The 21,928-nt window shown below is 63.5% G+C and carries 31 protein-coding genes; 17 read left to right on the top strand and 14 right to left on the bottom strand.

The window, feature by feature from the left end:
* Positions 1–65: 65 nt before the first annotated feature.
* The 3 genes from KIH45_RS10840 to KIH45_RS10830 form a co-directional block, all read right to left on the bottom strand.
* Entirely contained in the window at positions 66–227 is a 162-nt protein-coding gene (locus tag KIH45_RS10840; protein ID WP_337925462.1) for a YqaE/Pmp3 family membrane protein, read from the bottom strand.
* Between the two features lie 173 nt (positions 228–400).
* Positions 401–742, bottom strand: a complete 342-nt coding sequence (locus KIH45_RS10835) for an Imm8 family immunity protein (RefSeq protein WP_213176007.1) — start codon at positions 740–742, stop codon at positions 401–403.
* Between the two features lie 228 nt (positions 743–970).
* Complete coding sequence (locus KIH45_RS10830) at positions 971–1,615, bottom strand: hypothetical protein (protein WP_213176006.1); 645 nt, start codon at positions 1,613–1,615, stop codon at positions 971–973.
* 99 nt (positions 1,616–1,714) lie between these two features.
* On the opposite strand from KIH45_RS10830, the gene KIH45_RS10825 reads away from it, so the two are divergent.
* The 3 genes from KIH45_RS10825 to KIH45_RS10815 all read left to right on the top strand — a co-directional run bounded on the left by KIH45_RS10825 (position 1,715) and on the right by KIH45_RS10815 (position 3,611).
* Positions 1,715–2,590, top strand: coding sequence for an energy transducer TonB (locus KIH45_RS10825; protein ID WP_213176005.1), 876 nt, complete (start codon positions 1,715–1,717; stop codon positions 2,588–2,590).
* A 104-nt stretch (positions 2,591–2,694) separates the two neighbouring features.
* Positions 2,695–3,123: a cytochrome c gene (locus tag KIH45_RS10820; RefSeq protein WP_213176004.1), complete on the top strand. Its 429-nt coding sequence runs from the start codon at positions 2,695–2,697 to the stop codon at positions 3,121–3,123.
* A 104-nt stretch (positions 3,124–3,227) separates the two neighbouring features.
* Positions 3,228–3,611, top strand: a complete 384-nt coding sequence (locus KIH45_RS10815) for a hypothetical protein (RefSeq protein ID WP_213176003.1) — start codon at positions 3,228–3,230, stop codon at positions 3,609–3,611.
* A gap of 7 nt (positions 3,612–3,618) precedes the next feature.
* On the opposite strand, the gene KIH45_RS10810 is transcribed toward KIH45_RS10815, so the two are convergent.
* Genes KIH45_RS10810 through KIH45_RS10800 form a run of 3 tightly spaced genes read right to left on the bottom strand, consistent with a single transcriptional unit; the run spans position 3,619 to position 5,274 of the window.
* Positions 3,619–3,960, bottom strand: coding sequence for a hypothetical protein (locus KIH45_RS10810; RefSeq protein WP_213176002.1), 342 nt, complete (start codon positions 3,958–3,960; stop codon positions 3,619–3,621).
* Entirely contained in the window at positions 3,957–4,490 is a 534-nt protein-coding gene (locus KIH45_RS10805; protein ID WP_213176001.1) for an SRPBCC family protein, read from the bottom strand. Before KIH45_RS10805 ends, KIH45_RS10810 begins: the two co-directional genes overlap by 4 nt.
* A 55-nt stretch (positions 4,491–4,545) precedes the next feature.
* Entirely contained in the window at positions 4,546–5,274 is a 729-nt protein-coding gene (locus KIH45_RS10800) for an NAD-dependent deacylase (RefSeq protein WP_225899822.1), read from the bottom strand.
* Positions 5,275–5,321: 47 nt separating this feature from the next.
* Here KIH45_RS10800 and dapB point away from each other — a divergent pair, with 47 nt between their 5' ends.
* From dapB to KIH45_RS10775, 5 genes are read left to right on the top strand one after another with little or no spacing between them, the layout of a single operon-like run.
* Positions 5,322–6,053, top strand: a complete 732-nt coding sequence (gene dapB, locus KIH45_RS10795) for a 4-hydroxy-tetrahydrodipicolinate reductase (RefSeq protein WP_213176000.1) — start codon at positions 5,322–5,324, stop codon at positions 6,051–6,053.
* Entirely contained in the window at positions 6,050–6,511 is a 462-nt protein-coding gene (locus KIH45_RS10790) for a hypothetical protein (RefSeq protein ID WP_213175999.1), read from the top strand. Before dapB ends, KIH45_RS10790 begins: the two co-directional genes overlap by 4 nt.
* Positions 6,508–7,161, top strand: coding sequence for an endonuclease III (gene nth / locus KIH45_RS10785; protein WP_213175998.1), 654 nt, complete (start codon positions 6,508–6,510; stop codon positions 7,159–7,161). Before KIH45_RS10790 ends, nth begins: the two co-directional genes overlap by 4 nt.
* 43 nt (positions 7,162–7,204) lie before the next feature.
* Positions 7,205–8,035: an XdhC family protein gene (locus KIH45_RS10780; protein ID WP_213175997.1), complete on the top strand. Its 831-nt coding sequence runs from the start codon at positions 7,205–7,207 to the stop codon at positions 8,033–8,035.
* Positions 8,036–8,066: 31 nt separating this feature from the next.
* On the top strand, positions 8,067–8,861 hold the full coding sequence (locus KIH45_RS10775; RefSeq protein ID WP_337925461.1) for a crotonase/enoyl-CoA hydratase family protein: 795 nt from the start codon (positions 8,067–8,069) through the stop codon (positions 8,859–8,861).
* Positions 8,862–8,869: 8 nt separating this feature from the next.
* On the opposite strand, the gene KIH45_RS10770 is transcribed toward KIH45_RS10775, so the two are convergent.
* The 6 genes from KIH45_RS10770 to KIH45_RS10745 all read right to left on the bottom strand — a co-directional run bounded on the left by KIH45_RS10770 (position 8,870) and on the right by KIH45_RS10745 (position 13,805).
* Positions 8,870–9,295: a hypothetical protein gene (locus KIH45_RS10770; protein WP_213175995.1), complete on the bottom strand. Its 426-nt coding sequence runs from the start codon at positions 9,293–9,295 to the stop codon at positions 8,870–8,872.
* A complete protein-coding gene (locus KIH45_RS10765) occupies positions 9,295–10,533 on the bottom strand; it encodes a dicarboxylate/amino acid:cation symporter (protein WP_213175994.1) in 1,239 nt (412 codons plus the stop codon). Before KIH45_RS10765 ends, KIH45_RS10770 begins: the two co-directional genes overlap by 1 nt.
* Before the next feature lie 104 nt (positions 10,534–10,637).
* Entirely contained in the window at positions 10,638–11,765 is a 1,128-nt protein-coding gene (gene dapE, locus KIH45_RS10760; RefSeq protein ID WP_213175993.1) for a succinyl-diaminopimelate desuccinylase, read from the bottom strand.
* Between the two features lie 74 nt (positions 11,766–11,839).
* Positions 11,840–11,977: a hypothetical protein gene (locus KIH45_RS10755; protein WP_156521684.1), complete on the bottom strand. Its 138-nt coding sequence runs from the start codon at positions 11,975–11,977 to the stop codon at positions 11,840–11,842.
* A 53-nt stretch (positions 11,978–12,030) separates the two neighbouring features.
* The gene (locus tag KIH45_RS10750; RefSeq protein ID WP_213175992.1) at positions 12,031–13,176 is read right to left on the bottom strand and encodes a M14 family metallopeptidase; all 1,146 of its coding nucleotides are present in this window, start codon (positions 13,174–13,176) and stop codon (positions 12,031–12,033) included.
* Between the two features lie 179 nt (positions 13,177–13,355).
* Positions 13,356–13,805: a DUF4136 domain-containing protein gene (locus tag KIH45_RS10745; RefSeq protein WP_225899821.1), complete on the bottom strand. Its 450-nt coding sequence runs from the start codon at positions 13,803–13,805 to the stop codon at positions 13,356–13,358.
* Positions 13,806–13,949: 144 nt separating this feature from the next.
* Between KIH45_RS10745 and KIH45_RS10740 the strand changes: the two genes are divergently transcribed.
* On the top strand, positions 13,950–15,161 hold the full coding sequence (locus tag KIH45_RS10740) for a DUF418 domain-containing protein (protein WP_213175991.1): 1,212 nt from the start codon (positions 13,950–13,952) through the stop codon (positions 15,159–15,161).
* An 18-nt stretch (positions 15,162–15,179) separates the two neighbouring features.
* Here KIH45_RS10740 and KIH45_RS10735 read toward each other — a convergent pair whose 3' ends face one another.
* Positions 15,180–16,142, bottom strand: coding sequence for a hypothetical protein (locus KIH45_RS10735; protein WP_213175990.1), 963 nt, complete (start codon positions 16,140–16,142; stop codon positions 15,180–15,182).
* A 166-nt stretch (positions 16,143–16,308) separates the two neighbouring features.
* Between KIH45_RS10735 and galE the strand changes: the two genes are divergently transcribed.
* The 6 genes from galE (at position 16,309) to KIH45_RS10705 (ending at position 20,018) form a co-directional block, all read left to right on the top strand.
* Positions 16,309–17,313: a UDP-glucose 4-epimerase GalE gene (gene galE / locus KIH45_RS10730; protein ID WP_213175989.1), complete on the top strand. Its 1,005-nt coding sequence runs from the start codon at positions 16,309–16,311 to the stop codon at positions 17,311–17,313.
* A 113-nt stretch (positions 17,314–17,426) separates the two neighbouring features.
* On the top strand, positions 17,427–17,552 hold the full coding sequence (gene ykgO / locus KIH45_RS10725; RefSeq protein WP_066763420.1) for a type B 50S ribosomal protein L36: 126 nt from the start codon (positions 17,427–17,429) through the stop codon (positions 17,550–17,552).
* Positions 17,553–17,660: 108 nt separating this feature from the next.
* The gene (locus tag KIH45_RS10720; RefSeq protein WP_213175988.1) at positions 17,661–18,269 is read left to right on the top strand and encodes an HAD family hydrolase; all 609 of its coding nucleotides are present in this window, start codon (positions 17,661–17,663) and stop codon (positions 18,267–18,269) included.
* Positions 18,270–18,309: 40 nt separating this feature from the next.
* A complete protein-coding gene (locus KIH45_RS10715; protein WP_213175987.1) occupies positions 18,310–18,870 on the top strand; it encodes a (2Fe-2S)-binding protein in 561 nt (186 codons plus the stop codon).
* Positions 18,867–19,211 (top strand): arsenate reductase (glutaredoxin), encoded by a 345-nt coding sequence (arsC, locus tag KIH45_RS10710; protein ID WP_213175986.1) that lies wholly within the window; start codon positions 18,867–18,869, stop codon positions 19,209–19,211. Before KIH45_RS10715 ends, arsC begins: the two co-directional genes overlap by 4 nt.
* A 120-nt stretch (positions 19,212–19,331) precedes the next feature.
* Positions 19,332–20,018, top strand: coding sequence for a class I SAM-dependent methyltransferase (locus tag KIH45_RS10705; protein ID WP_213175985.1), 687 nt, complete (start codon positions 19,332–19,334; stop codon positions 20,016–20,018).
* A 3-nt stretch (positions 20,019–20,021) separates the two neighbouring features.
* Here KIH45_RS10705 and KIH45_RS10700 read toward each other — a convergent pair whose 3' ends face one another.
* Positions 20,022–20,858: a hypothetical protein gene (locus KIH45_RS10700; protein ID WP_213175984.1), complete on the bottom strand. Its 837-nt coding sequence runs from the start codon at positions 20,856–20,858 to the stop codon at positions 20,022–20,024.
* A 42-nt stretch (positions 20,859–20,900) separates the two neighbouring features.
* Between KIH45_RS10700 and lipB the strand changes: the two genes are divergently transcribed.
* The gene (gene lipB, locus KIH45_RS10695) at positions 20,901–21,584 is read left to right on the top strand and encodes a lipoyl(octanoyl) transferase LipB (protein WP_213175983.1); all 684 of its coding nucleotides are present in this window, start codon (positions 20,901–20,903) and stop codon (positions 21,582–21,584) included.
* On the top strand, positions 21,581–21,919 hold the full coding sequence (locus tag KIH45_RS10690) for a hypothetical protein (RefSeq protein ID WP_213175982.1): 339 nt from the start codon (positions 21,581–21,583) through the stop codon (positions 21,917–21,919). The genes lipB and KIH45_RS10690 overlap by 4 nt, the downstream gene beginning before the upstream one ends.
* The last annotated feature ends 9 nt before the right edge of the window (positions 21,920–21,928 follow it).

Genomic DNA, 21,928 nt, shown 5'->3' with positions numbered 1-21,928 from the left:
TGACGCGCCGCAATGCTGTAGGACAGCGCTTATTCCGCGCCCCACCGCCGGTGTTGGCTGCGCCGTTACCGCATGTAGTTGACGTAGATGCCGTGGATCAGGCCCGGCAGGTAGAGGATGATCGTCAGGATCAGGTTGATCAGAAAAGTCTTGCCCAGCCCATGCTTGAGCGCAACGCCCAGCGGCGGCAGAAGTATCGTGGCAATCAGGGTAATTATGGCCATCATCGGCATGTCTCCTTTTGCTGAAGACAATCCGGCAGCGCGGGCCTTGTTCCTTGGCGGGGGCGGCGGGACTACGCGAAGGTAGTGCAGCCCAGCCGTAACTCCTTCAGGCGCCCATCGCCAGCGACCGCTTTTGAGGAATTTTCACAAATGCCTGAATGGCTGGAATGGGGTGGTTAGCGGAAATCACCATTGTAGTCGTCGAACTCCCAGCGCGACCACTCACCTAGCTTTGCGGCCACAGTCTCCCAATCGGGACCGGTCGCATGAAGCAATCTCTTGCGCACAAATTCTTCGACTACCTCTGGATCGAACCGTTTTGTAACGAGCCGTTTACCTGCATGGAGAATGGAGTAACTGTCCAACTCGTTATTCAGCCATTCGGGTGAGCACACCTCAAACTCGAAAGCGTCAGCTCCGCTCTGACCTCGAATGCCAATCTCTGCACGAAGAGTGTGACAGAAACTTCCAGAGACGGGATGAAGATCCGACAGGTTTTCGTCGATCTGCCCTGTCAAAGTTCGAAGTTCTGGCTGGACCGTGGCCTGTGTCGTCGGGCTGTTGGATCGAGAAAACCGCATGGAAGATGGACTAGCTTTCTAGCGGAACGTCCGCAATCGGGTCGTTTGCCGACATTCCGCTTATGGCCAGAAATGTCGCAAAGCTGCCAGTCCGCTTTCGGACAAAGCCATCGCGTCCGCTTACGACCGGAATGGGGTGGCTAACAGTCATCGCCTTCGCGGCGATCAGCAGAGGTCGATCGCAAGCCTTTCGTCGATGTCCGGCGCACTAAGATCAAGCAATTCCTCAGCGTGCGGACCAATGAAAACTGCTGCAAGATTACCGAGAGCATCGTAGTGGCAAGGGTGGTTGCCCATACCTGAAGTTGTCATGCCACCTCGTTTGCGTTCGAAGCCTAAGGGCGTTCCGTCCGTGAACATGCTAAGACTGCCCCAATAGTTGTCTGTCTGGGCATCCCATCTTTTAGTCAGATGGTCGAAGTCCGACTGATCCATTTGAAGGGTGCGCTTACTCACTGATCCAGTCTCGCGGTCAAGAACCACCAACTGGCCGGATACCCGGTCATCTGTCTTTGAAAGTGAAACGGCCATCCACCGATCCCCAAATGAGGGCATTGCCACGAAACGCAAGCTGTCATCGGAAAGGGCGGATAGCGGCGGTAAGTTCGCGAGCAGGCCTTCACCATCGTCTAAGACAATATTCTTGGAGTGAGACGACAATGGCCCGTAGGTGGTCGCGCCCATCACGTGAAGCATAGGTCGGGCGACAAAAACGTAGGCGAGCACGAACAGCAGTAGTAAGGCAACTGCTAGGATACCGTGCTTCCGCTTGAAGGAATTAGTCAGGACCATCGCGCCCAGTTTAGGCATTGATTGAACGTCCGCAATCGGTCGTCACCTGACAATCGGCTTTCAGCGCGAAACAAGCCGAATAATCCGACGGCTGGTTAGCCAAAAGCGATCCACGACTTGTATCCTGTCGGCGAACCTGCTCATCCTTGGCGAGTATTCCGACGGGAGATGATATTGTTTTTACAGCGAATTGGACTGCTGTGTGCGTGTCTTGCCTTTTTGGCGCCGCCGGTCTCTGCAACCGATGTCGATGGGCCGCTGGTCCTTCCTCCGGCAGGTTCGTGGATTGTCGACTTCGCTGAAGACAGGTGCGTAGTTGCGCGGCAGTTCTCCGACGGTGAGGACGCGGCTGTTCTCAAGTTTTCGAGTTTCCTGCCTAGCGACCGGATGACGGTGCAAGTCATCAGCAACACGCTTTCCGCGCGCAACAAGGCGCCGGTCGCGCGTGTGCTGCCCGCCGGTGAACCGGCAACTCCCCAGATGTTCGAAAGGGTAAGCGCCGAGGGTGGATGGAATGGGGCCGGTTTTGAAATGCCGCGCCCGGAAACGGATGCGGATGCTACCGCGTTGCTCATCGAAAAGACTTTCAATCAGGACCTCCAGTTGCAAACCGGGGCGATCGCGGAAGTCCTGCAAGTCATGCAGACCTGCGAAGACGATCTTGCCGTGTCGCTTGGTCTTGATCCTGCACAACAGCGGAACCTTTCCCAGAAAGCATCGATCGACTGGGACAGCTGGGGTGTGAAGACGTCTTCACTGCAGAAAAAGTTCTTTCAGGCAGGCAGCATGCGACAGAAAGTCCGCCTGCTCGTGGATGAAGAGGGTAAGGTTATCGGCTGCCATGTCATCGAAGGTGCGGTCAGTCAGGACCTTGACGAACAGATGTGCGCCGCAATCACCAAGGACGCGCAGTTCGAGCCGGCGCTCGATGCCGACGCACAGCCGGTGAAAAGCTATTACCTTCACATGATGTCGGTGATGAGAGGCGGCTGATATTCAAGGTCGGGTCGCTGACCATTCAGTCCAGGTTGCCGAGAGAAATGAGCGGATAAAGGCGGCCGTTTAGACACCCGCCATATGCAGGCAGGTTGGCATTGATGCGGGATGTGGGGTATTTACGTCTTGCTGCCCCCGACCTGGAAAGGCTTGCCATGCCACTTTCTCGATCGTTCGTTGCATTGACCACCGCCCTGCTGGGCGCATGCGGGTACACCGCGGATGAGCCGCCTGTGGCGGGGGCGAACCTTGCCCCCGCGACCGAGGAGCAATCGCAGGCCGCGCGCGGGCTGGCCTTTGTCGAGGCGCGATGCAGCAGTTGCCATGCGGTACGACCGGGCGTCGCGCCGCCCAATCCTCAGGCCCCCAGCTTCGTGGCGGTCGCCAACGAAATGGACTTCAATCACGATACCCTGCGCGAGTTCTTTCTCGACGGGCATGATGATCCGTTCGCGATGACGATTTTGCTTGAGGAGGATGAGGCCGAAATCGCCACGGCCTACATCATGTCGCTTCGCGATCCGCGCTGATACCTCGCGCCCGCCCTTGTGAAAGGGAGTTCTAACCAGTTTCCGCTAACCATACGCTGATGGCTGGCGTGTTGAAAAAGCTGGGATGCGGTTGCCTGGTTCTCGTGATTATTGCGGGCGCCATCCTTTTCGCTTTCCTGCAAAGCGATGAGGGGCAGTGGCTGATGGGCCTGATCATCGTTTACGGCGGCGTGATGCTGGGCGGGGCTGTCGCGCATCAGACGGTGCCGGGCGAAGTGGTGGACCTGAACCGGATTGACCCGCCCAATTCCTATTCCGCAGGCAGCATCAGTTTCACGTATCGGGACGATGAAGGTGTGCTGCACGAGGAACGTCGCCGTGTCATGTATGCCACCGACAAGTTCCGCGCCCTTGCGGTCGGCGACGAAATCAAGGTTTGGGTCTGCCGGAACGACCGGTCGAGAGTGAAGCTCGTCGGATATGGCACGTCCGAGCCGCAAAAGTGCTTTGACGAACCCGAACAGTAGGGTGCGCTTACATCATTGAAAGCGCCGAATAGATCATCGCGCTGCCGATCACCGTCATCCACAGACCCAGCCAGAACGGCGGGATCCAGTCCAGCGGCCCGCGCGTCTCACCGGGATTTCCCCGGATCGCGGCAACGCCGAACATTACGCCGAGCACGATCACGAAAGCGCCGCCACCGGCAAAGGAATAGCTTGATTCAAGGCACTTCCCGGGCCGCGTGAAGACATTGGCGCAAGGATCGAAATCGAGCGCCTGATCCCACACGACGAAACCCAGCACGGGGAAAATGAAGCAGAAGACCGAGTAGAAAAGGAACTGCGCAGCCTTGGGGTCTTCGAGAGGTTTCACACGTCGACCAGCGCGTGGTCATGCACTGCATGGACAGCATCGGTGCCCTGTTCGGCGTGCAGCTTCAACTTGGCGCAGGCGTTGTGGAGCGCGATCATCATCGTCGCCACTTCCCGTTTGTAGGCCTTCAACTTCATCGGAAAACGAAAGGTCGCATCGACGATCAGGCGCATCATGCAGGTGTTTTCGCCGGTCGGTTCGATTTCATAGCGTTCGTGCGTGGAGATCAGCGCGCCGGGCCCTTCGGGCAGTTTGCCGTCGAAGGCATAGACCTCGTTCGGCTTTGCTTCCGTCACCTCGATATCGAACGTCAGGTCGCCGAGATCGGGATAGCTGGCCAGCACCAGTGCGAAGGCGTCGTCGCGCCCCGGAACTTCGCGCACGATTTCACCAAGTTGGCGCTTCGAATTGCGCGGGTCGGCAAAGTCGAGAAGCGGGTAAAGCTCACTCGGCGGAACGTCGATTTCGATTTCGTATTCTAAAACGACGGGGCCCTCGGGCGCCATCTTGGGCTTGAACCATCCCAGCATCTGTATTCCCCCCGAAAAACAGTCCGGCGATGATCGCGCCGTTTGGGGGGAATGGCTAGCCTTTATTGTCTAATATTTCTTGTACCCACTCGGGCACGATGGTGCCTGCAGGGCCAAGGCGGCTTTCGTCGAACCAGTGGCTGCCCTGGCTGCGTTCTAGGTTGAGTTCGAGCGTCGCGACCCCCAGCGACTTTGCATCGCGCACGAACCCGGCGGCGGGATAGACCGCGCCCGATGTGCCGATGGACACGAACAGGTCCGCCTCGCGGATCGCGTCAAAAATCTCGTCCATGCGATAGGGCATTTCGCCGAACCACACGATATCGGGACGCAGCGCCGCGTCTCCGCATTCGGGGCAGGCGGGCCGCTCGATCAGCGTGCCGGTCCAGCGGCTGCGCACATCGCACGATGTGCACCACGCGTTGAGAATCTCGCCATGCATGTGCAGCACGTCCTCAGCGCCCGCGCGTTCGTGCAGGTCGTCGATGTTCTGCGTGACGATCAGCAGGTTGCCGTCCAGTTCGCGTTGCAACTTGGCCAGTGCGAAGTGCGCGGGGTTGGGGTCTTTGGTCTGCACCGCCTCGCGCCGCATGTCGTAGAACCGCTGGACAAGGTCGGGATCGCGCTCGAACGCCTCGGGCGTGGCGACGTCTTCTACGCGGTGCTGTTCCCACAGGCCGTCGCTTGCACGGAAGGTGTCGATACCGCTTTCGGCCGAAACCCCTGCGCCGGTCAGCACGACGATGTTGCGGATGCCATTGCTCTTGCCGTTCATTCCGCCCATGAAGCACGCCCGCATTTCAGGGTAAAGGCCAGGGGAAGACACAGCGCATGGCACGCATCGGTATCGTCGGATCGCAGGGACGCATGGGAGCCGCCTTGGCCGAAGCGATCAAGGCCGCCGGGCACGAACATTCGGGCGGCGTCGACCGTGACGAAGGCGACGTGGCCGAGCTTGCCGGCAAGAGCGACGCGCTGGTCGATTTCTCTGCCCCCGCTGCCCTTCAGGCAACGCTCGATGCTTGCAAGGCGGCGGGCATTCCGGTGCTGATCGGCACGACGGGGCTTGAAGGCGAGCACCACGCCGCGATCGACGAGGCGGCAAAGGCGATCCCCGTGTTGCAGACCGGCAATACCTCGCTGGGCGTGACGATGCTGGCGCACCTTGTGAACGAGGCTGCGTCGCGGCTGGGCGATGACTGGGACATCGAGATCGTCGAGATGCACCACCGCATGAAAGTCGACGCGCCTTCGGGCACAGCGAAGCTGCTGGGCGAAGCGGCTGCCAAGGGGCGCGGCATCGACCTTGCCGCCAATACCGAAAGTGGGCGTGACGGCATCACCGGCAAGCGCGCGGACGGCGCGATCGGCTTTGCGGCCCTGCGCGGCGGCACCGTGGCGGGGGAGCACACGGTCTATTTCGCCGGATCGGAAGAACGCATCGCGCTGACGCACCTGGCCGAAAACCGCATGATCTTCGCCCGCGGCGCGGTGAAGGGCGCAAGCTGGCTGCTGGACAAGGACGCGGGTCGCTACACGATGCCGCAGGTGCTGGGGCTTTGACCGCTGTCGCCATCCTCACCATCCTCCTGATCATGCCGCTGGGGCTGGACCTGATGTGGTGGCGTTATGACCGGCAAGGCGAGGGACCGGTGCAGGTGCTGGCCGTTCTGGCAGGGCTCTCCTTTGCCATGCTGCTGGTCATGATCGGGTTTACGATGATCGGGCTCGGCGGGCCGAATACCTATCCCTCGCCAATGCGGACGAGCATGTTTGCGCTGCCCATGCTCCCGCTGGGCTACTGGCTGGTCGCTACCCGCAAGATGCCAGCCACAGGCGGCGGTGCGGTGCTGGTAGCGATGGCGCTTGTCGCCCTCTTCTTATGGGAACCCTTGTTCGTGCCGAGCTGGATGCGCGTTCTTCATTTAGAAACAATGACGGTGTGGAGCGTGATCTGGGCGCTGTCGGCGATGCCTTTCGTTGCGATCGTCGTGGCTGGCTTTAAACGCAAGGCGACATGACCAAGGACGAGATCTTCGAATTCTTCCGCCTGCTGGCAGAGGATAATCCCGAGCCCGAGACCGAGCTGGAATATGGTAATGCCTACCAGCTCGTCGTCGCGGTGGCGCTGTCGGCGCAGGCGACCGACGTCGGCGTCAACAAGGCGACGCGCAAGCTGTTCGAGGAAGTGAAGACCCCGCAGCAAATGCTCGATCTGGGCGAGGATGGGCTGAAAGAGCACATCAAGACGATCGGCCTGTTCAATTCCAAGGCGAAGAACGTCATCGCGCTCAGCCAGTTGCTGGTCGACGAATATGGCGGCGAAGTGCCGGGCACGCGAGAGGATCTGGTCCGCCTGCCCGGTGTCGGGCGCAAGACGGCGAATGTCGTGCTCAACTGCTGGTTCGGGCAGGAAACCTTTGCGGTCGACACGCATATCTTTCGCGTCGGCAACCGCACCGGCCTTGCCAAGGGCAAGACGCCCGAACAGGTCGAGGCGAAGCTGGAAAAGCGCGTGCCCGCCCCGTTCCGCATGGGCGCGCACCACTGGCTGATCCTGCATGGTCGCTACGTGTGCAAGGCGCGCACGCCCGAGTGCTGGCGCTGTCCGGTCGTGGACTATTGCAGCTATCGCAAGAAGGTGCTGGAAAAGCCCAAGCGGAAGGCGTGATGGCCAGGCGGAAGGCTTAATGGAAGGCGAGCGATCCCAGATCATGGACGGCGACCAGGCCGCGCTGCGCACGGCGGCGCGGGGCGATGCGGCGCTGTGCACGGTCGTGGGCCTCGACGGCAGCTTTTCGCGCAGGCTGGGTGCGCAGATCGCGATCCTTCAGGACGGACGCTGCGTCGGCAGCCTTGCCGACGGTTGCCTCGAACGCGAACTTGCAACGCAGGTGATGGAGGCGCGGGCAGAGGGCAAGCGCCGCACGATCCGATACGGCGAAGGTTCGCCCGTCATCGATTTCCGCCTGCCTTGCGGGTCGGGCCTCGACATCCTGATCGATCCAGCGCCTGACCGGCGGGCCCTGCGCGATGTCGTGAACCGGCTGGACGCGCGCGAACCAGCGTCGCTGGCGCTGCCGGTGGAGGGCGGCTTTTTGGCAGAGCGGCGCTATATCCCGCCATTGAACCTCACGCTTTTCGGCGAGAGCCTTGAGGCGGGCGAGTTGCAGCGCATGGCCGAGGCTTTCGGCGTGTCGGCGGCGAAGCTGGTGCCGGGCAAGGGCCTGTCGCTGGGCCAGCGGCCCGAAGCGCAGGCGGACGCGTGGACCGCGGTGGTCCTGCTGTTCCACGATCACGAATGGGAAGGCCCGATCCTCGACTGGGCGCTCGACACTCCCGCGTTTTACGTGGGTGCGATCGGTGGGCGGAACACGCGCGACGTGCGGCGCGCGCAACTGGAAGACCTTGGCCGCGACGAGGCGGCGATCGCCCGCGTGCGCAGCCCTGTCGGCCTGATCCCGCATACTCGCGATGCGCGCACGCTGGCGCTGTCGATCCTTGCCGACGTCGTTGCCGAATACGAGCATCTGCGCCCCGAATGACCGGCCCTTCGCGCCACAGGAGAATGCACCCGTGTCCGATATCGTGAAGCTCGAAATGGACGGCGCTGTCGCCACGCTGACCCTGACTCGCCCCGATACGATGAACGCGCTGGGCGAGGACGGCGACGGGGCCGCGATTGCCGCGGCCTGCGCAGAGATCACCCGCGACAAGCGCGTGCGGGCGGTGATCCTGACGGGCGAGGGGCGGGCCTTTTCGGCAGGCGGCGACCTGAAAGCCATGCTGGCGCGCGAGGGCAATTTCGCGGGCGATCCATCCGATATCCGCGACGGCTATCGTGGGAATATCCACGTCGCCTTGCGCGCGCTTTACGGGCTGGACGTGCCGGTTGTGGCGGCGGTCAACGGTCCGGCCATTGGCCTTGGGTGCGACCTTGCCTGCCTTGCCGACGTGCGGATTGCGTCCCGCAAAGCGAAGTTCGGCGTGACCTTCCTGAAGATCGGGCTGGTCCCCGGCGATGGCGGGACGTGGATCCTGCCCCGCGTCATCGGCATGAGCCGTGCGGCCGAACTGTTCTATACCGGCCGCGTCATCGATGCCGCACAGGCGATGGACTGGGGACTGATCTCCCGCGTGGTCGAACCCGATGCGCTGATGGACGAGGCGCGGACGCTGGCCGCAGAAATCGCCGCGCAGCCCTCGGCGCAGCTACGCGCGACGAAGGCGATGCTGCGGCAGGGCCAGACGATGAGTTACGACGGCGCGCTGGAACTGGCGGCATCGACGCAAGGGCTGATGCACCACACGAAAGAGCATGAGGAAGGCGTGCGGGCCGTGCTGGAGAAGCGGGCGCCGAACTTCGATTGAGGCGCGGCTCAGGCGGGTTCCGGGCGAAGGCGCCAGAACAGTAACGAGCAGACGAAACCGTAGATCGCGCCCGTTCCCAGCATCAAGGCCGTGACCCCGACTGCGGCGGCGAGGATGGCTGCCCCTGCAAGGGTTCCGATGAGGACGAAGATCACGCCGTTCGCCCAGCCGAGGCGATCGAGCAGGATCGCCAGCGGTATTCCGATCAGCAGGCTCGCCAAGAGGCATATCCCGAAGGACAGTGCGATGCTTAAGGGGAAAAAGATAGATAGCCCGCTCAAGGCAATGCCCAGCGAAGGTGGCTTGAGTGCGATATAATAGACCAGCCAGAACAGGATCGACCCCAAGACCGAACCGGCAAAGCTGGCCCAGGCGGCACTCTTCAACAGACTGACGATGCGGGGCCGCCGGTAGCCATGGTCAGCCTCCGTCATCACACATCATCGTGGCTGACCAGTTCTTCGCGGTCGAGTTCGTCCAGCGATGCCGCGACTGCCGTTGCCACGGTCGAATCGCTCGTCACGTTGGTGACGGTCCGCATCATGTCCATCAGGCGGTCCACGCCCGCGACGAAGGCGATCGTTTCCAGCGGCACGCCGACGGTGCCGAAGACCAGCGTCATCATGATGAGGCCGGTGCCCGGAATGCCCGCCGCGCCGATCGAGCCCAGGGTCGCGGTGATCGCGACCATCAGGTAGTCGACCATGTCGAGCTGCACCCCGAAGATCTGCGCGCCAAACACGGTGGCAAGGCCGAGATACATCGCCGTGCCGTCCATGTTGATCGTCGCGCCAAGCGAAGCGGTGAAGCTGGAGACCGACGGGCTGACGCCGACGTTGCGCTGGAGGCAGCGCAGGGTGACGGGCAGTGTCGCGCTCGACGATGCGGTCGAATAGGCAACGGCCAGCGCGTCGATCATGCCGCGGAAGAAGTCGCCGACGGGGACCTTGGCCAGGAACTTCAGGATGCCGACGTAGACCACGCCGATCAGGATCAGGCAGCCCGCGTAGTTGAGCGCCACCAGCTTGGCGAGGGCGAAGAGTGCGTCGACCCCGAACGTGCCTGCGACCCACGCCATCAGCGCGAAGACGCCGAAGGGGGTCAGTTCCATCACCACGATCGTGATCTTCTGCATCACGATGGACCCCGCATCGAAAATGCGGATCAGCGGCTGGCCTTCTTCCTTGGCCATCAGGATGCCGATGCCGATCAGCAGGGCAAAGACGATCAGCGGCAGGACATTGGCATCGGCCATGACCTGCACCGGGCTTTGCGGGACGATCGACAGGATCATCTCGCGCCAGCCTTCGGTCTTGGGCTCGGGAATGTCGCCCATCTTGATCCGGCTCTGGTCCAGCCCCACGCCCGGCGCGAAGACGGTGCCGAGCAGCAGGCCGAGCCACACCGCGACCTGGCTGGTGACGAGGAAGAACAGAAGTGCCCGCCCGCCGACCGAGCCGAGTTTCTTGAGGTTGCCGATCGAGGTCACGCCCGACACCAGGCTGAAGAAGATCAGCGGCACGACCAGCATCTTGATCGAGGCGATGAAGAAGTCGCCGATCCACTTGATCGCCTCGGCCTCCGGTCCCCAGAACAGCCCCAGCGCAACGCCGAGGATGAGCGCGCCGATCACGCGCTGCCAGAGGGGGATGGAAAACCAGAAACGGAGCATGTGGGGCGACCCTTCGCGCAGACGTGACGAAGCGGCGGTTGTGCCTGCGCGATGCCCTGCCTGCAAGGGCGGCCGGGGCTTATGCCCTCAGCCGTGAACGCGGATCAGGCCAGCGCGGCCTTGGCGACGCGGGCGTAGATGCGGGTCAGCACGTCGAGATCAGCGACCGCCACGGCCTCGTCGCGCTTGTGCATCGTCGCGTTGTTGAGGCCGAATTCGATCACCGGACACACGTTCTTGAGGAAGCGTGCGTCCGACGTCCCGCCGCTGGTCGACAGTTCGGGCTCCACGCCGGTTTCGGTGCGGATGGCGTCGGCCAGCATGTCGGAGAACTTGCCCGGTGCGGTGAGGAACGGTTCGCCGCTGATGACCGGACGCGCCCAGCCGCCGTGGCTTTCGGCGATCTTCGTGACCTTTTCCGACAGGCTCGCGCCCGAGTGGAGGTCGTTGAAGCGGATCGAGATGCGTGCCTCTGCCTTGGCGGGGATGACGTTGTGCGCGGGATTGCCGATTCCGATCTCGGTAATCTCGAGGTTCGAGGGCTGGAACCAGTCAGTCCCTTCGTCGAGCACGAGCGCGTCGAGTTCGGCCAGCATCGCGACCAGTTTGGGCGCGGGATTGTCGGCAAGGTGCGGATAGGCGACGTGGCCCTGAACGCCGTCGACGCCGAGGAAGATGTTGACCGATCCGCGCCGCCCGATCTTCATCATGTCGCCAAGGCGGTGAACGCTGGTCGGTTCGCCGACGAGGCACAGGTCGGGCACGATGCCTCGCTCTGCCATGTGGTCCATGAGGGCCAGCGTGCCGTGGCGCGCGGGGCCTTCCTCGTCGCCGGTGATGATGAGAGTGATCGTGCCTGCCTCTGCCGGAATGTCGGCGATGGCGGCGACCATGCAGGCGATCGAGCCTTTCATGTCGACCGCGCCGCGCCCGTAGAGCAGGTCGCCGCGGATTTCGGGTTCGAAGGCATCGCTGGTCCACCCCTCGCCCGGCGGAACGACGTCGAGGTGTCCGGCAAAGGCGAAGTGGCGCGAACCTTCCGGCCCCTTGCGCGTGGCGAGCAGGTTCTCGACCGGCCCGTCGGGCGCTTCGCCGTCGACCGTGCGCAGGACTTCGAAGCCGAGCGGGGCCAGCATCGCCTCCATCTCGGCAAAAACGCCGCCGGTGGCGGGCGTGACACTGGGACAGGCGATCAGGCGCTGGGCCAGCGCAAGCGGAGATGCATCGGACATGCGCAGCGGTTAGCGCAAGGCGTGCGCCAAGGGAACTGCGCAAGGCAGCCTAAGCTCGGATTGTAGAGAAGGGCTCAGAAAGGCAGGAACGGGCCCGCCATGATCACGGCGACGGCAGAGCCGGCCACGATCACGAAACGCACGGTGTTCGCCGCCGCCACACCACGGTGGTGGATCGGGTAGGTAACAGCGCGGGCGATTCTCTTTGCCATGGATCCAATATGGACCCGATTTCCTACCAAAAACTTAACGTGCGTTAACGCCTTTAGCGGACGTCCCTGCCGTCCAGCCAGTCGGCGATCGAGGCAAGGCACGAGCGGCCCAGCGCCTTCGAACGTTCCGGGCTCCACGCGCGGACAGCATCGGGCGCGTCGTCGTGGTCCTTGAACGGCATTTCCAGCGTCATCGCCGTCGCGCCGAAGCGGTGGGCGACCTGGTTGGTCGACATCGACAGGTTGCCCTTGCCCGGTGCGGCGGTGGGATAGCCCTTGTCGCGCTGGAAATCGGGCGTTTCGGCATTCAGCAACGCGAGGAACCGGTCATAGCTGTCGAGCTGGGTGACCTTCACGTCGGGAATGCCTTCGAAACCTGCGATGAAGACATGCGGGATCGCCTCGTCCCCGTGGACGTCCATGGCGAAATCCACGCCGGTCGCGTCCATCGCATTGCGGATCGCCAGCACTTCGGGCGAGCCTTCCTTGCTGGGTTCGTGCCATTCGCGGTTGAGGTTCACGCCGACCGCATTGGTGCGAAGGTGTCCGCGCTGCGACCCGTCTGGGTTGCAATTGGGCACGACATGGATCGTCGCGGCCTTGCACAAACGCTGCGTCAATTCGTCGCTGCCATCGGCCAAGGCCTCAAGCGCGCCTTCCATCCACCATTCGGCCATCGATTCGCCCGGATGCTGGCGCGCATAGAGCCAGACCTGCTTTTCGCCCGACCCGAATGTCAGGCAATCGATCGGCTGACCGTCGAGGCTGTGTCCCAGCACCGAGTGGCTTGCCCCTTCGGCCTGCGCGGTGCGGGTGACGAGGTCGTGGTGACGCTCCATCGAATAGGGCGCGAAATAGGCAAACCACGCGACGTCGCCCGACGGGCGGTGCCGGATGGTCAGCGTGCCTTCCTTTTCGTGCGCGTCGAACGAGGTTGCCGCGCGGCGCCAGTCGACACGGTCCTCGGACACGCGCGCATCGTAATCGGGCCAGCCGCCGGGATAGGCGCTCTTGTTCAGACCCGTGATCTTCAGCACCAGTTCGCGGCCCCGCACGCCTGATACGCGGAAGTGGAACCACTGGTAGAACTCGCTCTCGCGGTCCTTGCGGATCGAAAGGGTCGCCTCGGCATGGTCGATGCCAAGGACTTCGATGTTGCCGCTGTCGAAAGCGGCGTCGATGCGGATCGGATCGGCCACGCGTTAAACCTGCAAGTCGCTTACTGTTTCACTTCGAAGGTTTCGCCCGACTCTCCGGGAAAGTCCACGAAGAGTGCTTCGGCAAGGTGCGCGGCGGCAAGCTGCGTTTCGGCCAGCGGCGCACCGGCCTTTACCGAGAATTGCGCGCGGCCTTCCCAAAGCGGTTCGCCGGTCAGGCGCTAGCGGATGGTGACGGCCAGTTCGGTCATGACCTGGTCCTTTGGCCTGCCCGACAGGTCGATACCGACCCCGACGACCACGCCCGATCCGTAGCTGCCGGTCGAACCGCCGACACCCACGCTGACCGGCCCGCCTTCGCGCATCGGCGACATGACGGCGCGGCGTACGCGCACTTCGGCGACTTGCGAACCTTCGCCTGCGCCCACTTCCTTGTAGCCCAGCTTTGCCAGTTCGCGGCCCACTGCTGCGCGGTAGCTGTTGAGTTCGAGCGAGTCCGCTTCCATGCCGGGCCCGGCTTCGACCGCGATCGAGCCGCGTCCTAGCAGCGCGATCTTTTCCTCGGCGTGGAAGCGCGTGACTTCGACCGGACCGGTCGGCGTCGCGCAGGCACCCAGCGTCATGATCGGCGCAAGGCAGGCGGCGGCAAGGATCGCTTTCCTGTTCAGCATCTGATGGTCTCCCGGCGCGCAAGGCGCTCAATTACCGCCAAAACTTGGGGTTTCTCAGGGCAAATCGCAAGGGGCAGGGTACTATTGCCAGCAAGGCCGCGCGGGCATAGCTTCGCCGCTTCATCGGCCGAAGGGGGGCTGGCAATGGGCGAAGTCGGGGGTTCCACACCGGGTAACGAGCGTATCGTCGCGCTCGACGCGCTGCGCGGGTTTGCGCTGCTGGGCATATTCCTCGCCAATATCGGGTTCTTTTCGGCCTGGGTGTTCCTGAACCACGAACAGCAACTGGCGATGGCCTCTGCATGGGTGGTCGAAGGCTGGCACGGGATCGAGCTGGGACTGATCGAGGCGAAGTTCTATTCGCTGTTCTCGATGCTGTTCGGGGCAGGGTTCGCCTTGCAGCTGGACCGGATCGACAAGCGCGGCGGGCAGGGGCTGGCGGTGTTCTATCGCCGGATGACGCTGCTCCTCCTCATCGGGCTGATCCACATGATCGTCGTGTGGCTGGGCGATATCCTGACGCTCTATGCGCTGATGGGGTTCATCCTGCCGCTGTTCCGCAAGCTTTCGGAAAAGGCGCTGCTGGCCGTGGGCGCATTGCTGGTATTCTCGCCATTGCTGCTGGTGCCGCTTTTTGATGCGCAGCTGTCCGAATGGACCGGCCGCACGCTCTGGGCCGGGGCTTTCCGGTGGCTGAGCGAGCAGACCGGCACGCAGTTCATGGGCCCTGCCGAATGGATCGCGCGGCCCGATTTCGGATCGTACCTCGCATGGCAGGGCGCAGGTCCGGTGGTGCGGCTGGCGAACCTGCTCGATGGCTGGCGTTTCCCGCGCGTGCTGGGCTGTATGCTGCTGGGCATGGCCTTTGCGCGGATGCTGCTGCTGAACGGAAAGCCGCTGCCGGTCATGGCGCTGCGCAACGCGGCGCTGGGCGGTTTCGCGGTGGGGATGCCGTTCTGCCTGTGGTTCGCGGTCGTCGGCGGCGGGCCGAACAGCGTGCCTGCGATCATCGGCACGGTGCCACTTGCGATCGGATATGGCGCAACGTTGCTACTCTGGACCTCGCGACCGGGATCGCGGCTGGCGGGGGCGCTGGCGCCTGCGGGACGCATGGCGCTTACGCTCTACATTTCGCAATCGGTGTTCGGAATCCTCGTCTTCACCGGCGTCTGGGGCGGGCTGGCGACGCATGTCTCGCCATCGGGTTTCGTGCCGCTGGCGCTGGCGTTCTATGCGCTGCAGCTGCTGTTCGCGCGGCATTACCTTGCCCGCCACGCGCAAGGGCCGTTGGAAAAGCTGTGGCGGCTGGGCACTTATGCGGGCCGCGGCAAGGCGCTTGAAACGCGGCCTGCCTGACCGGTCAGAAGCAGCAAATCAGGGTTGGCGGCTTGAAACCACCATCTCGATCGCGTCTTCCTCGATCCGGATGTGGACGACCGAATAGTCCTTCTGCTTCGCTGCCTCGAACAGGTCGAGGAACTTCTGAAGCTGCTCGGTCGGAAGGTTCGGCATGTCCTTGGCGATCATGCTGACCGTGGGGGAGCTCTCACCGGCAGGCAAGAATGCGGTCTCGCTCGCTGATCTGCTCCCTGCGACAAGCTCGTCGATGTCGGTCTTCAGCCGCACGCCGTACATGGACCCGTAGTTCCACACCACTTCGCCTTCCTGCAGGCGATTGTCGCCGAACAGGATGCCCAGTGTCGATCCAACCTCGATCCCGTCGCCTTCGAACTGGATGCGATAGCCCGTCGTCGACTTGTCGAGGATCGCTGCTTGGGCGGGACGCTGCGTCTCGTCGAACAGCATGACGTCTTCGTTATGTGCGCGGCGGATATCCTGCCGTCTTTCGGGCGGCATCAATTCGCTGACGGGCTTTGCCTCCGGCTCCGGCTCCGGCGCGGGCGGTGCCGGTTCGGTTACCGAAGACGACGCAACAGATATCGCCTGGGCCCGCACGGCTTCATCGCGCGCGGCAACGCGGCGGTTCTTCAGGGCGGAGAGATCCGATTCGTAATGCGAAATCTCTGCGTTGAAAGCCTTGGTCGCCGTCCGGTTCTGTTCGACGACATGGGCAAGGATCGCATCGTGCAGCGGTGTCTCGAACTCCAGCCCCGCGGCCTGAGAACGTTCGACCCAGCGGACCAGCGCCTCGATCGGGCCGATGCTGCCGATGCGCAGCGAGATACGGTCGCCCGTCGCCATGTTACGCGGAATGTCGGTCAGCTTGCAGCCATGCGCGTTGAGGTCGGACACGTTGACCGACAGGGCAAGGCCCATGCCTGCCCGGAACTTGCCCTGCGCGGAAATGTCGTGCCGGTCCGTGCGGCGATCTTCCATCGTGCGACCCCTGATGCCTTGAGGGGGCGTGTAACGTTTGTTTGGTAAATAAACCGTTTCTCCGCACACACTTGCTTCCTACCCGATATAGTCGGCCGCTACCCCTTTAACGGCGCGGGGGCAGGCGCTATCGATCGGCCATCGAATTACAGAGGGAGTTTCAAGAGTGACCATTCCGGTGCTGGTGACAGGCGGGGCAGGATATATCGGCAGCCACGCGGTGCTCGCGCTGGTCGATCGCGGCTGGGACGTGTCGGTCATCGACAACCTGTCGACCGGCTTCGAATGGGCAATTCCCGAAGGCGTGACGCTCTATCAGGGCGACATTGCCGATACCGACCTGCTCGCCCGCATCTTCGCCGAGCGCGGCATCCAGGCGATCCTGCACTTTGCCGGATCGATCATCGTACCCGAATCGGTCGAAAACCCGCTCAAGTATTACGAGAACAACACGGCCAAGAGCCGGACCCTGATGGAAGCGGCGGTGAACGCGGGGGTGAAGCACTTCATCTTCTCCTCCACCGCGACCGTCTATGGCGAACCGGAGTGCAAGCCGCTGACCGAGGACGATCCGCTCGTCCCGGTAAACCCCTATGGCATGAGCAAGCTTATGACCGAGCGCATCCTTGCCGACGTCAGCGCCGCGCACCCGATTAACCACTGCGTCCTGCGCTACTTCAACGTCGCGGGAGCCGATCCGCGGGCGCGGTCGGGGCAGTCGACGCAAGGGGCGACGCATCTCATCAAGGTCGCGGTGGAGGCAGCGCTGGGCAAGCGGCACGGGGTGGCGGTCTTTGGCGAGGATTATCCCACGCCTGACGGCACGGGTATGCGCGACTACATCCACGTCTCGGACCTTGCCGAAGCGCACGTCCTCGCGCTCGAGGCGCTGATGGACCAGCCCGACCGTAGCTTGACGATGAACGTGGGCTATGGGCGCGGTTTCTCGGTCCTAGAGGTGCTGGATGCAGTTGATACCGTCGTCGGCCAGCCCGTCCCGCGCCGGATGGAACCGCGCCGTGCGGGCGATGTCGCCAGCCTCGTTTCCGACAACAGCCGCATCATGGCGACCGTGCCGTGGCAGCCGAAACATGCTGATCTGGCAGAGATCATCGGCCATGCGCTGGCGTGGGAAAAGAAACTGACCGGGATTCGCGCTGCCAAGGGGTGAATCGCTTGACTCAGGGGTGACCTGCCCGTAACGGGCCAGCCTTGATTTTAGAGGGATGCGCCCCATCTGGCGGCCGCGGCCCGAAAACACCAGTTAGCCGACGGATAAGACAGATGAAGATTCGCAACAGCCTCAAGTCGCTCAAGAACCGCCACCGCGACAACCGCGTGATCCGCCGTCGTGGCCGGACTTACGTCATCAACAAGACCAACCGCCGCTTCAAAGCGCGCCAGGGCTGATTTTCCTGCGCCTCAACGGGGCGCGGATCACCTTGTGCTGAAGCGCCGCCCGGGTAGCCGGAGCGGCGCTTTTCGCGTTTGTCGGATCGAAGCAATTGGGATTCTCACATGATCGATACGGTCGTCTTCGACGTGGGCCGCGTGCTCTATCGCTGGGACTTCCGGTTCCTGTTCGGCAAGCTGATCGCCGACGAGGCCGAACTGGAATGGTTCGTCACCCATGTCGTCACCGAAAAGTGGCACTTCGAACACGACGCGGGCCGCGACCTTGGCGAGATGGTGGCAGAGCGCAAGCTGGTCTACCCCGATCACGCGCACCTGATCGACGCTTATGCCACCCGCTTCGAAGAGAGCATTCCCGGCCCCGTGCCCGGCTCTATCGAACTGGTCGAACGGCTGGACGATGCGGGCGTGCCCCTGTTCGCGATCACCAATTTCGCTGCCGGTTTCTGGGAGGAGTTCCGCTCAACCCGCCCCGTATTCGACTGTTTCCGCGACATCGTGGTCTCGGGCGTCGAGAAAATGGCGAAGCCTGATCCTGCGATCTTCCGGTTGGCCGAGCAGCGCTTCGGCAATGCGCCGGCGACCACGCTGTTCATCGACGACAATCTCGCCAACGTGAAGGCCGCGAAGAAGCTGGGCTGGCAGGTTCACCACTTCGACGGCGCCGATGCGCTGGAGGCCGATCTGGTACAGCGTGGATTGCTGTCTGCTTGATCTTCCGCGCAAGGGATTCCCGCGCTAACAGGGCGGCGCGATGACCCGCCTCACCGTCAACGACCGCCCCGTGCACTTCCTCATGGACGGGGATACCCCGCTCCTGTGGGCGCTGCGCGATGCGGCGAACCTGACGGGCGCGAAATACGGCTGCGGCAACGGCGATTGCGGGGCCTGCACCGTCATCATCGACGGACAGGCAATCCGCTCGTGCCTTGTCACGCTGGACGAAGTCGAAGGACGTTACGTCACCACGATTGAGGCGCTGTCGGGCGACCGGTCGCACCCGCTGCAACAGGCGATGGTGGCCGAAGGCGCGATCCAGTGCGGGTTCTGCACCCCCGGTTTCGTCATGGCAGGCGCCGCGCTTCTGGCGCAGAACCCGCGTGCGGGGCGCGACGATATCGCCAAAGCCATTCCCAATATCTGCGCCTGCGGCGCCGGTCCGCGCATCCTGCGCGCGATCGAACGCGCAGGCCGCGCCATCCGCAGCCGCGAGCGGCTCGACGCATTGCCGGTCCCGGGTCTCGACCCGGCAGAGGCTTCGCAGGACGTGCCCGCCATCGTGGCACCCCTGCCCCCAGAGGAGAGCGAAGAATGAAGGCCACCATCTGGCACAACCCGAAGTGCGGCACCTCGCGCAAGACGCTGGCGATCCTTGAGGAAACGCCGGGTGTCGAGGTCAATGTCGTGGAATACCTCAAGACCCCGCCCACGGCCGACAAGCTGGCCCAGCTTTACAAGGACGCCGGCATCACCCCGCAGCAGGGCCTGCGCACGCGCGGCACCGATGCGATCGAACGCGGCCTCCCCGATGCGGACGATGCGACCGTGCTGGCTGCGATGGCGGCCGAACCGATCCTGATCGAACGCCCGCTGGTCGAAACCGACAAGGGCGCGCGGCTGTGCCGTCCGCAGGAAAAGGTCCACGAGATCCTCTGATCCGGCAGCCGATTCCCTTTTTGGGGCCGAGCCGGACAAGTCTTTTGGTCCCCTTGCAATGAAGCGGTCAATTTGCGACGCCAAGGGGCAAGAGGGACTATCAAGAGGTTGCAGGCCTAAATGACGGGTACGGATCTGGCGCAGGGCACTGCCGCGCCGAAGGCGAAACGCGGCCTCGCGGCAAAGCTCGGCCCCTGGGGCGTGTTCTTTCGCGGTTTCGTCGAACACCCGGTCATGGTCGGCTCGATCATCCCGTCATCGCGCTTTACCATCGACAAGATGCTCGGCCCCGTGGACTGGGAACGCTGCCGCCTTTTCGTCGAATATGGCCCGGGCGTCGGCACGTTCTGCCAGCCGGTGCTCGACAGGCTGCGCCCCGATGGCGCGCTGATCGTGATCGACACCAACCCGCTCTACATCGACTATCTGAAGCGCACGATCACCGATCCGCGCTTTACCGCGGTGCTCGGCTCTGCTGCGGACGTTGAAAAGATCGTGCGCGACAATGGCCATGACGGGGCGGACTACGTGCTGTCGGGCCTGCCGTTCTCGACCCTGCCCGATGGCGTAGGTCCGGCGATCGTGGATGGCACTTACGACATCCTGCGCGAAGGCGGGGCGTTCCTCGTCTACCAGTTCTCGGCCAAGGCGCGCGACTACATGGCGCGCCGGTTCAAGCGGATTTCTTCGGGGTTCGAGGCGCTGAACGTCCTGCCCTGCCGCCTGTTCTGGGGCTGGAAGGATGCAGAACCTGCCGCTGCCGCGCAGGCAGAGGAAGCGCCCGCGAAAGTCGCAGCCGTCGGCTAACCGTCAGGCTTTCGCGAACTGGCGATAGCTCGCCGCGATCAGCGCCGACCATGCCAGCATCAGGAAGGTCGAGACGAAAGCCTCGATCACGCCGACAACGTCTCGGCCCGTTTCCTGCCCCAGCGTCGCGATCAGGATCGTGCCCGGCACTGCCGTCGTCACGATCGAGATGACGAGTGCGGCCAGCAGGAACAGCACCACCATCATCAGGATGCGCGGTCCGCTGCCGCTGGTCTGGCCCCAGGCCTTCTTCAGCGCCTCGAACGGATTGCGTTCGCGACCGACTGCGACGACCGGCGCCAGCGTCAGGGTACGCACGTTGATCCACAGCGCGACGGCAAGGATCGGGATCATCGCGACGGCAGCAGCAGCCTCGCCCGCGGCCAGCGTAATCGGCAGCAGGATCAGCAAGGCAAGAATGCCCATGCCCGCCACCAGCACGAGCGTCGCGCCGACATAGGGGCCAAGCGCTTTGATGCCGGTGCCGATCGCATCGCGCACCACGGGCCTGCCGGAATCGCAGAGCAGCACCATCAGCGTCAGCATGCCTGCCGCCTGCACGACCGCCACGCCGAGCACCAGCGGCCACCAGACCGCGAAAATGTCCATCGCCGCCTGTGTCGCGGCCTCGTCCTCCAGTCCCGGCGGCACATCGGGCAATAGCATGCCCAGCAGCATTTGCGGGATCAGGAAAAACAGGCCGCCCAGAACTAGCATCATCTCGCGGTTGGCGGCGATCATCTTTACCGCCGCGCTCCACGCGGCAGAGGCGTCGAACCGGGGTGGAATCGGCCCGCCGTTGCCGGGCGTGCCGGGGCCATCGCTTGGGATCTTCGTCATGGCCCTTGATTGGCACGGCGTTTGCCGCCACGCAACGTGGCGATGACAGTTGATAACACGCACTTGCCGCAAATCGCGGGCGTCGAATGGCGGCGCGAGGATGCCCTCGTGCCCTATCGCGATGCGCTTGCCGCGATGCAGGACCGCAATGCCGCGATCCATGCGGGCGAGGCGGACGAGCTTGTCTGGCTGCTCGAACATCCGCCCGTCTACACCGCAGGCACCAGCGCTAAAGAGAAAGACCTCCTCGACCCTCGCTTCGACGTGGTGGAAGCCGGACGCGGCGGCGAATTCACTTATCACGGGCCGGGCCAGCGCATCGGCTATGTCCTCGTGAACCTAGGTAAGCGGGCGCGAGACGTGCGCGGCTATGTCCACGCGATCGAGGGCTGGGTCATCGACGCTCTTGCCGATTTCGGGGTCGAGGCATGGCGCGCCGAAGGGCGCATCGGCATCTGGACCCGCGACATCGACGGAGGCGAGGCGAAGATCGGCGCGATCGGCGTGCGCGTGCGCAAGTGGGTCACGATGCATGGCTTTTCGGTCAACCTCTCGCCCGACCTGTCGCATTTCACCGGCATCGTGCCGTGCGGGATCAGCGAATATGGCGTGACGAGCATGGCTCGCCTCGGCCATGAGGTCACGGCAAGCCAGTGGGACGCGGCGCTTGGCCGCCATGCGCAGGCCTTTTTCGACAAGCTGGAAATGGCGTGCCCCACGCAATGAACACCAACGGGACTATCACCGACATGAAGCCTGCATTCTTGCGCAACCTTCTCGCCCCGGTTCTCGCCGCGACCCTTGCTGCCACGCTTGCCGCCTGCGGTTCGGACGGCGCAGCGCCGGTCGACGATACACGCGAGGCGGGGGGCGAAGTGCTGGAAGGGTCGATCACCGACGACATGATCCCGCTCGACCAGTTGCAGAGCCAGGGCGAATCGGCGGAACCCGAAGGCGAAGACGGCGAGGAAGGCGGCTCGGCCAGTACCTCGGGCGAAACCGAAGCGGCATCGGCGGAAGAACCCGCCGAAGCCGCCGGGGACGAACCCGCGGCCGAGTGACCGGACGGG

The sequence above is a fragment of the Croceicoccus gelatinilyticus genome (assembly GCF_018398395.1).
GTDB lineage: Bacteria > Pseudomonadota > Alphaproteobacteria > Sphingomonadales > Sphingomonadaceae > Croceicoccus > Croceicoccus gelatinilyticus.
Note: the sequence above shows the minus strand (reverse complement) of the source record. Positions and strands in the feature narration are given on the sequence as shown.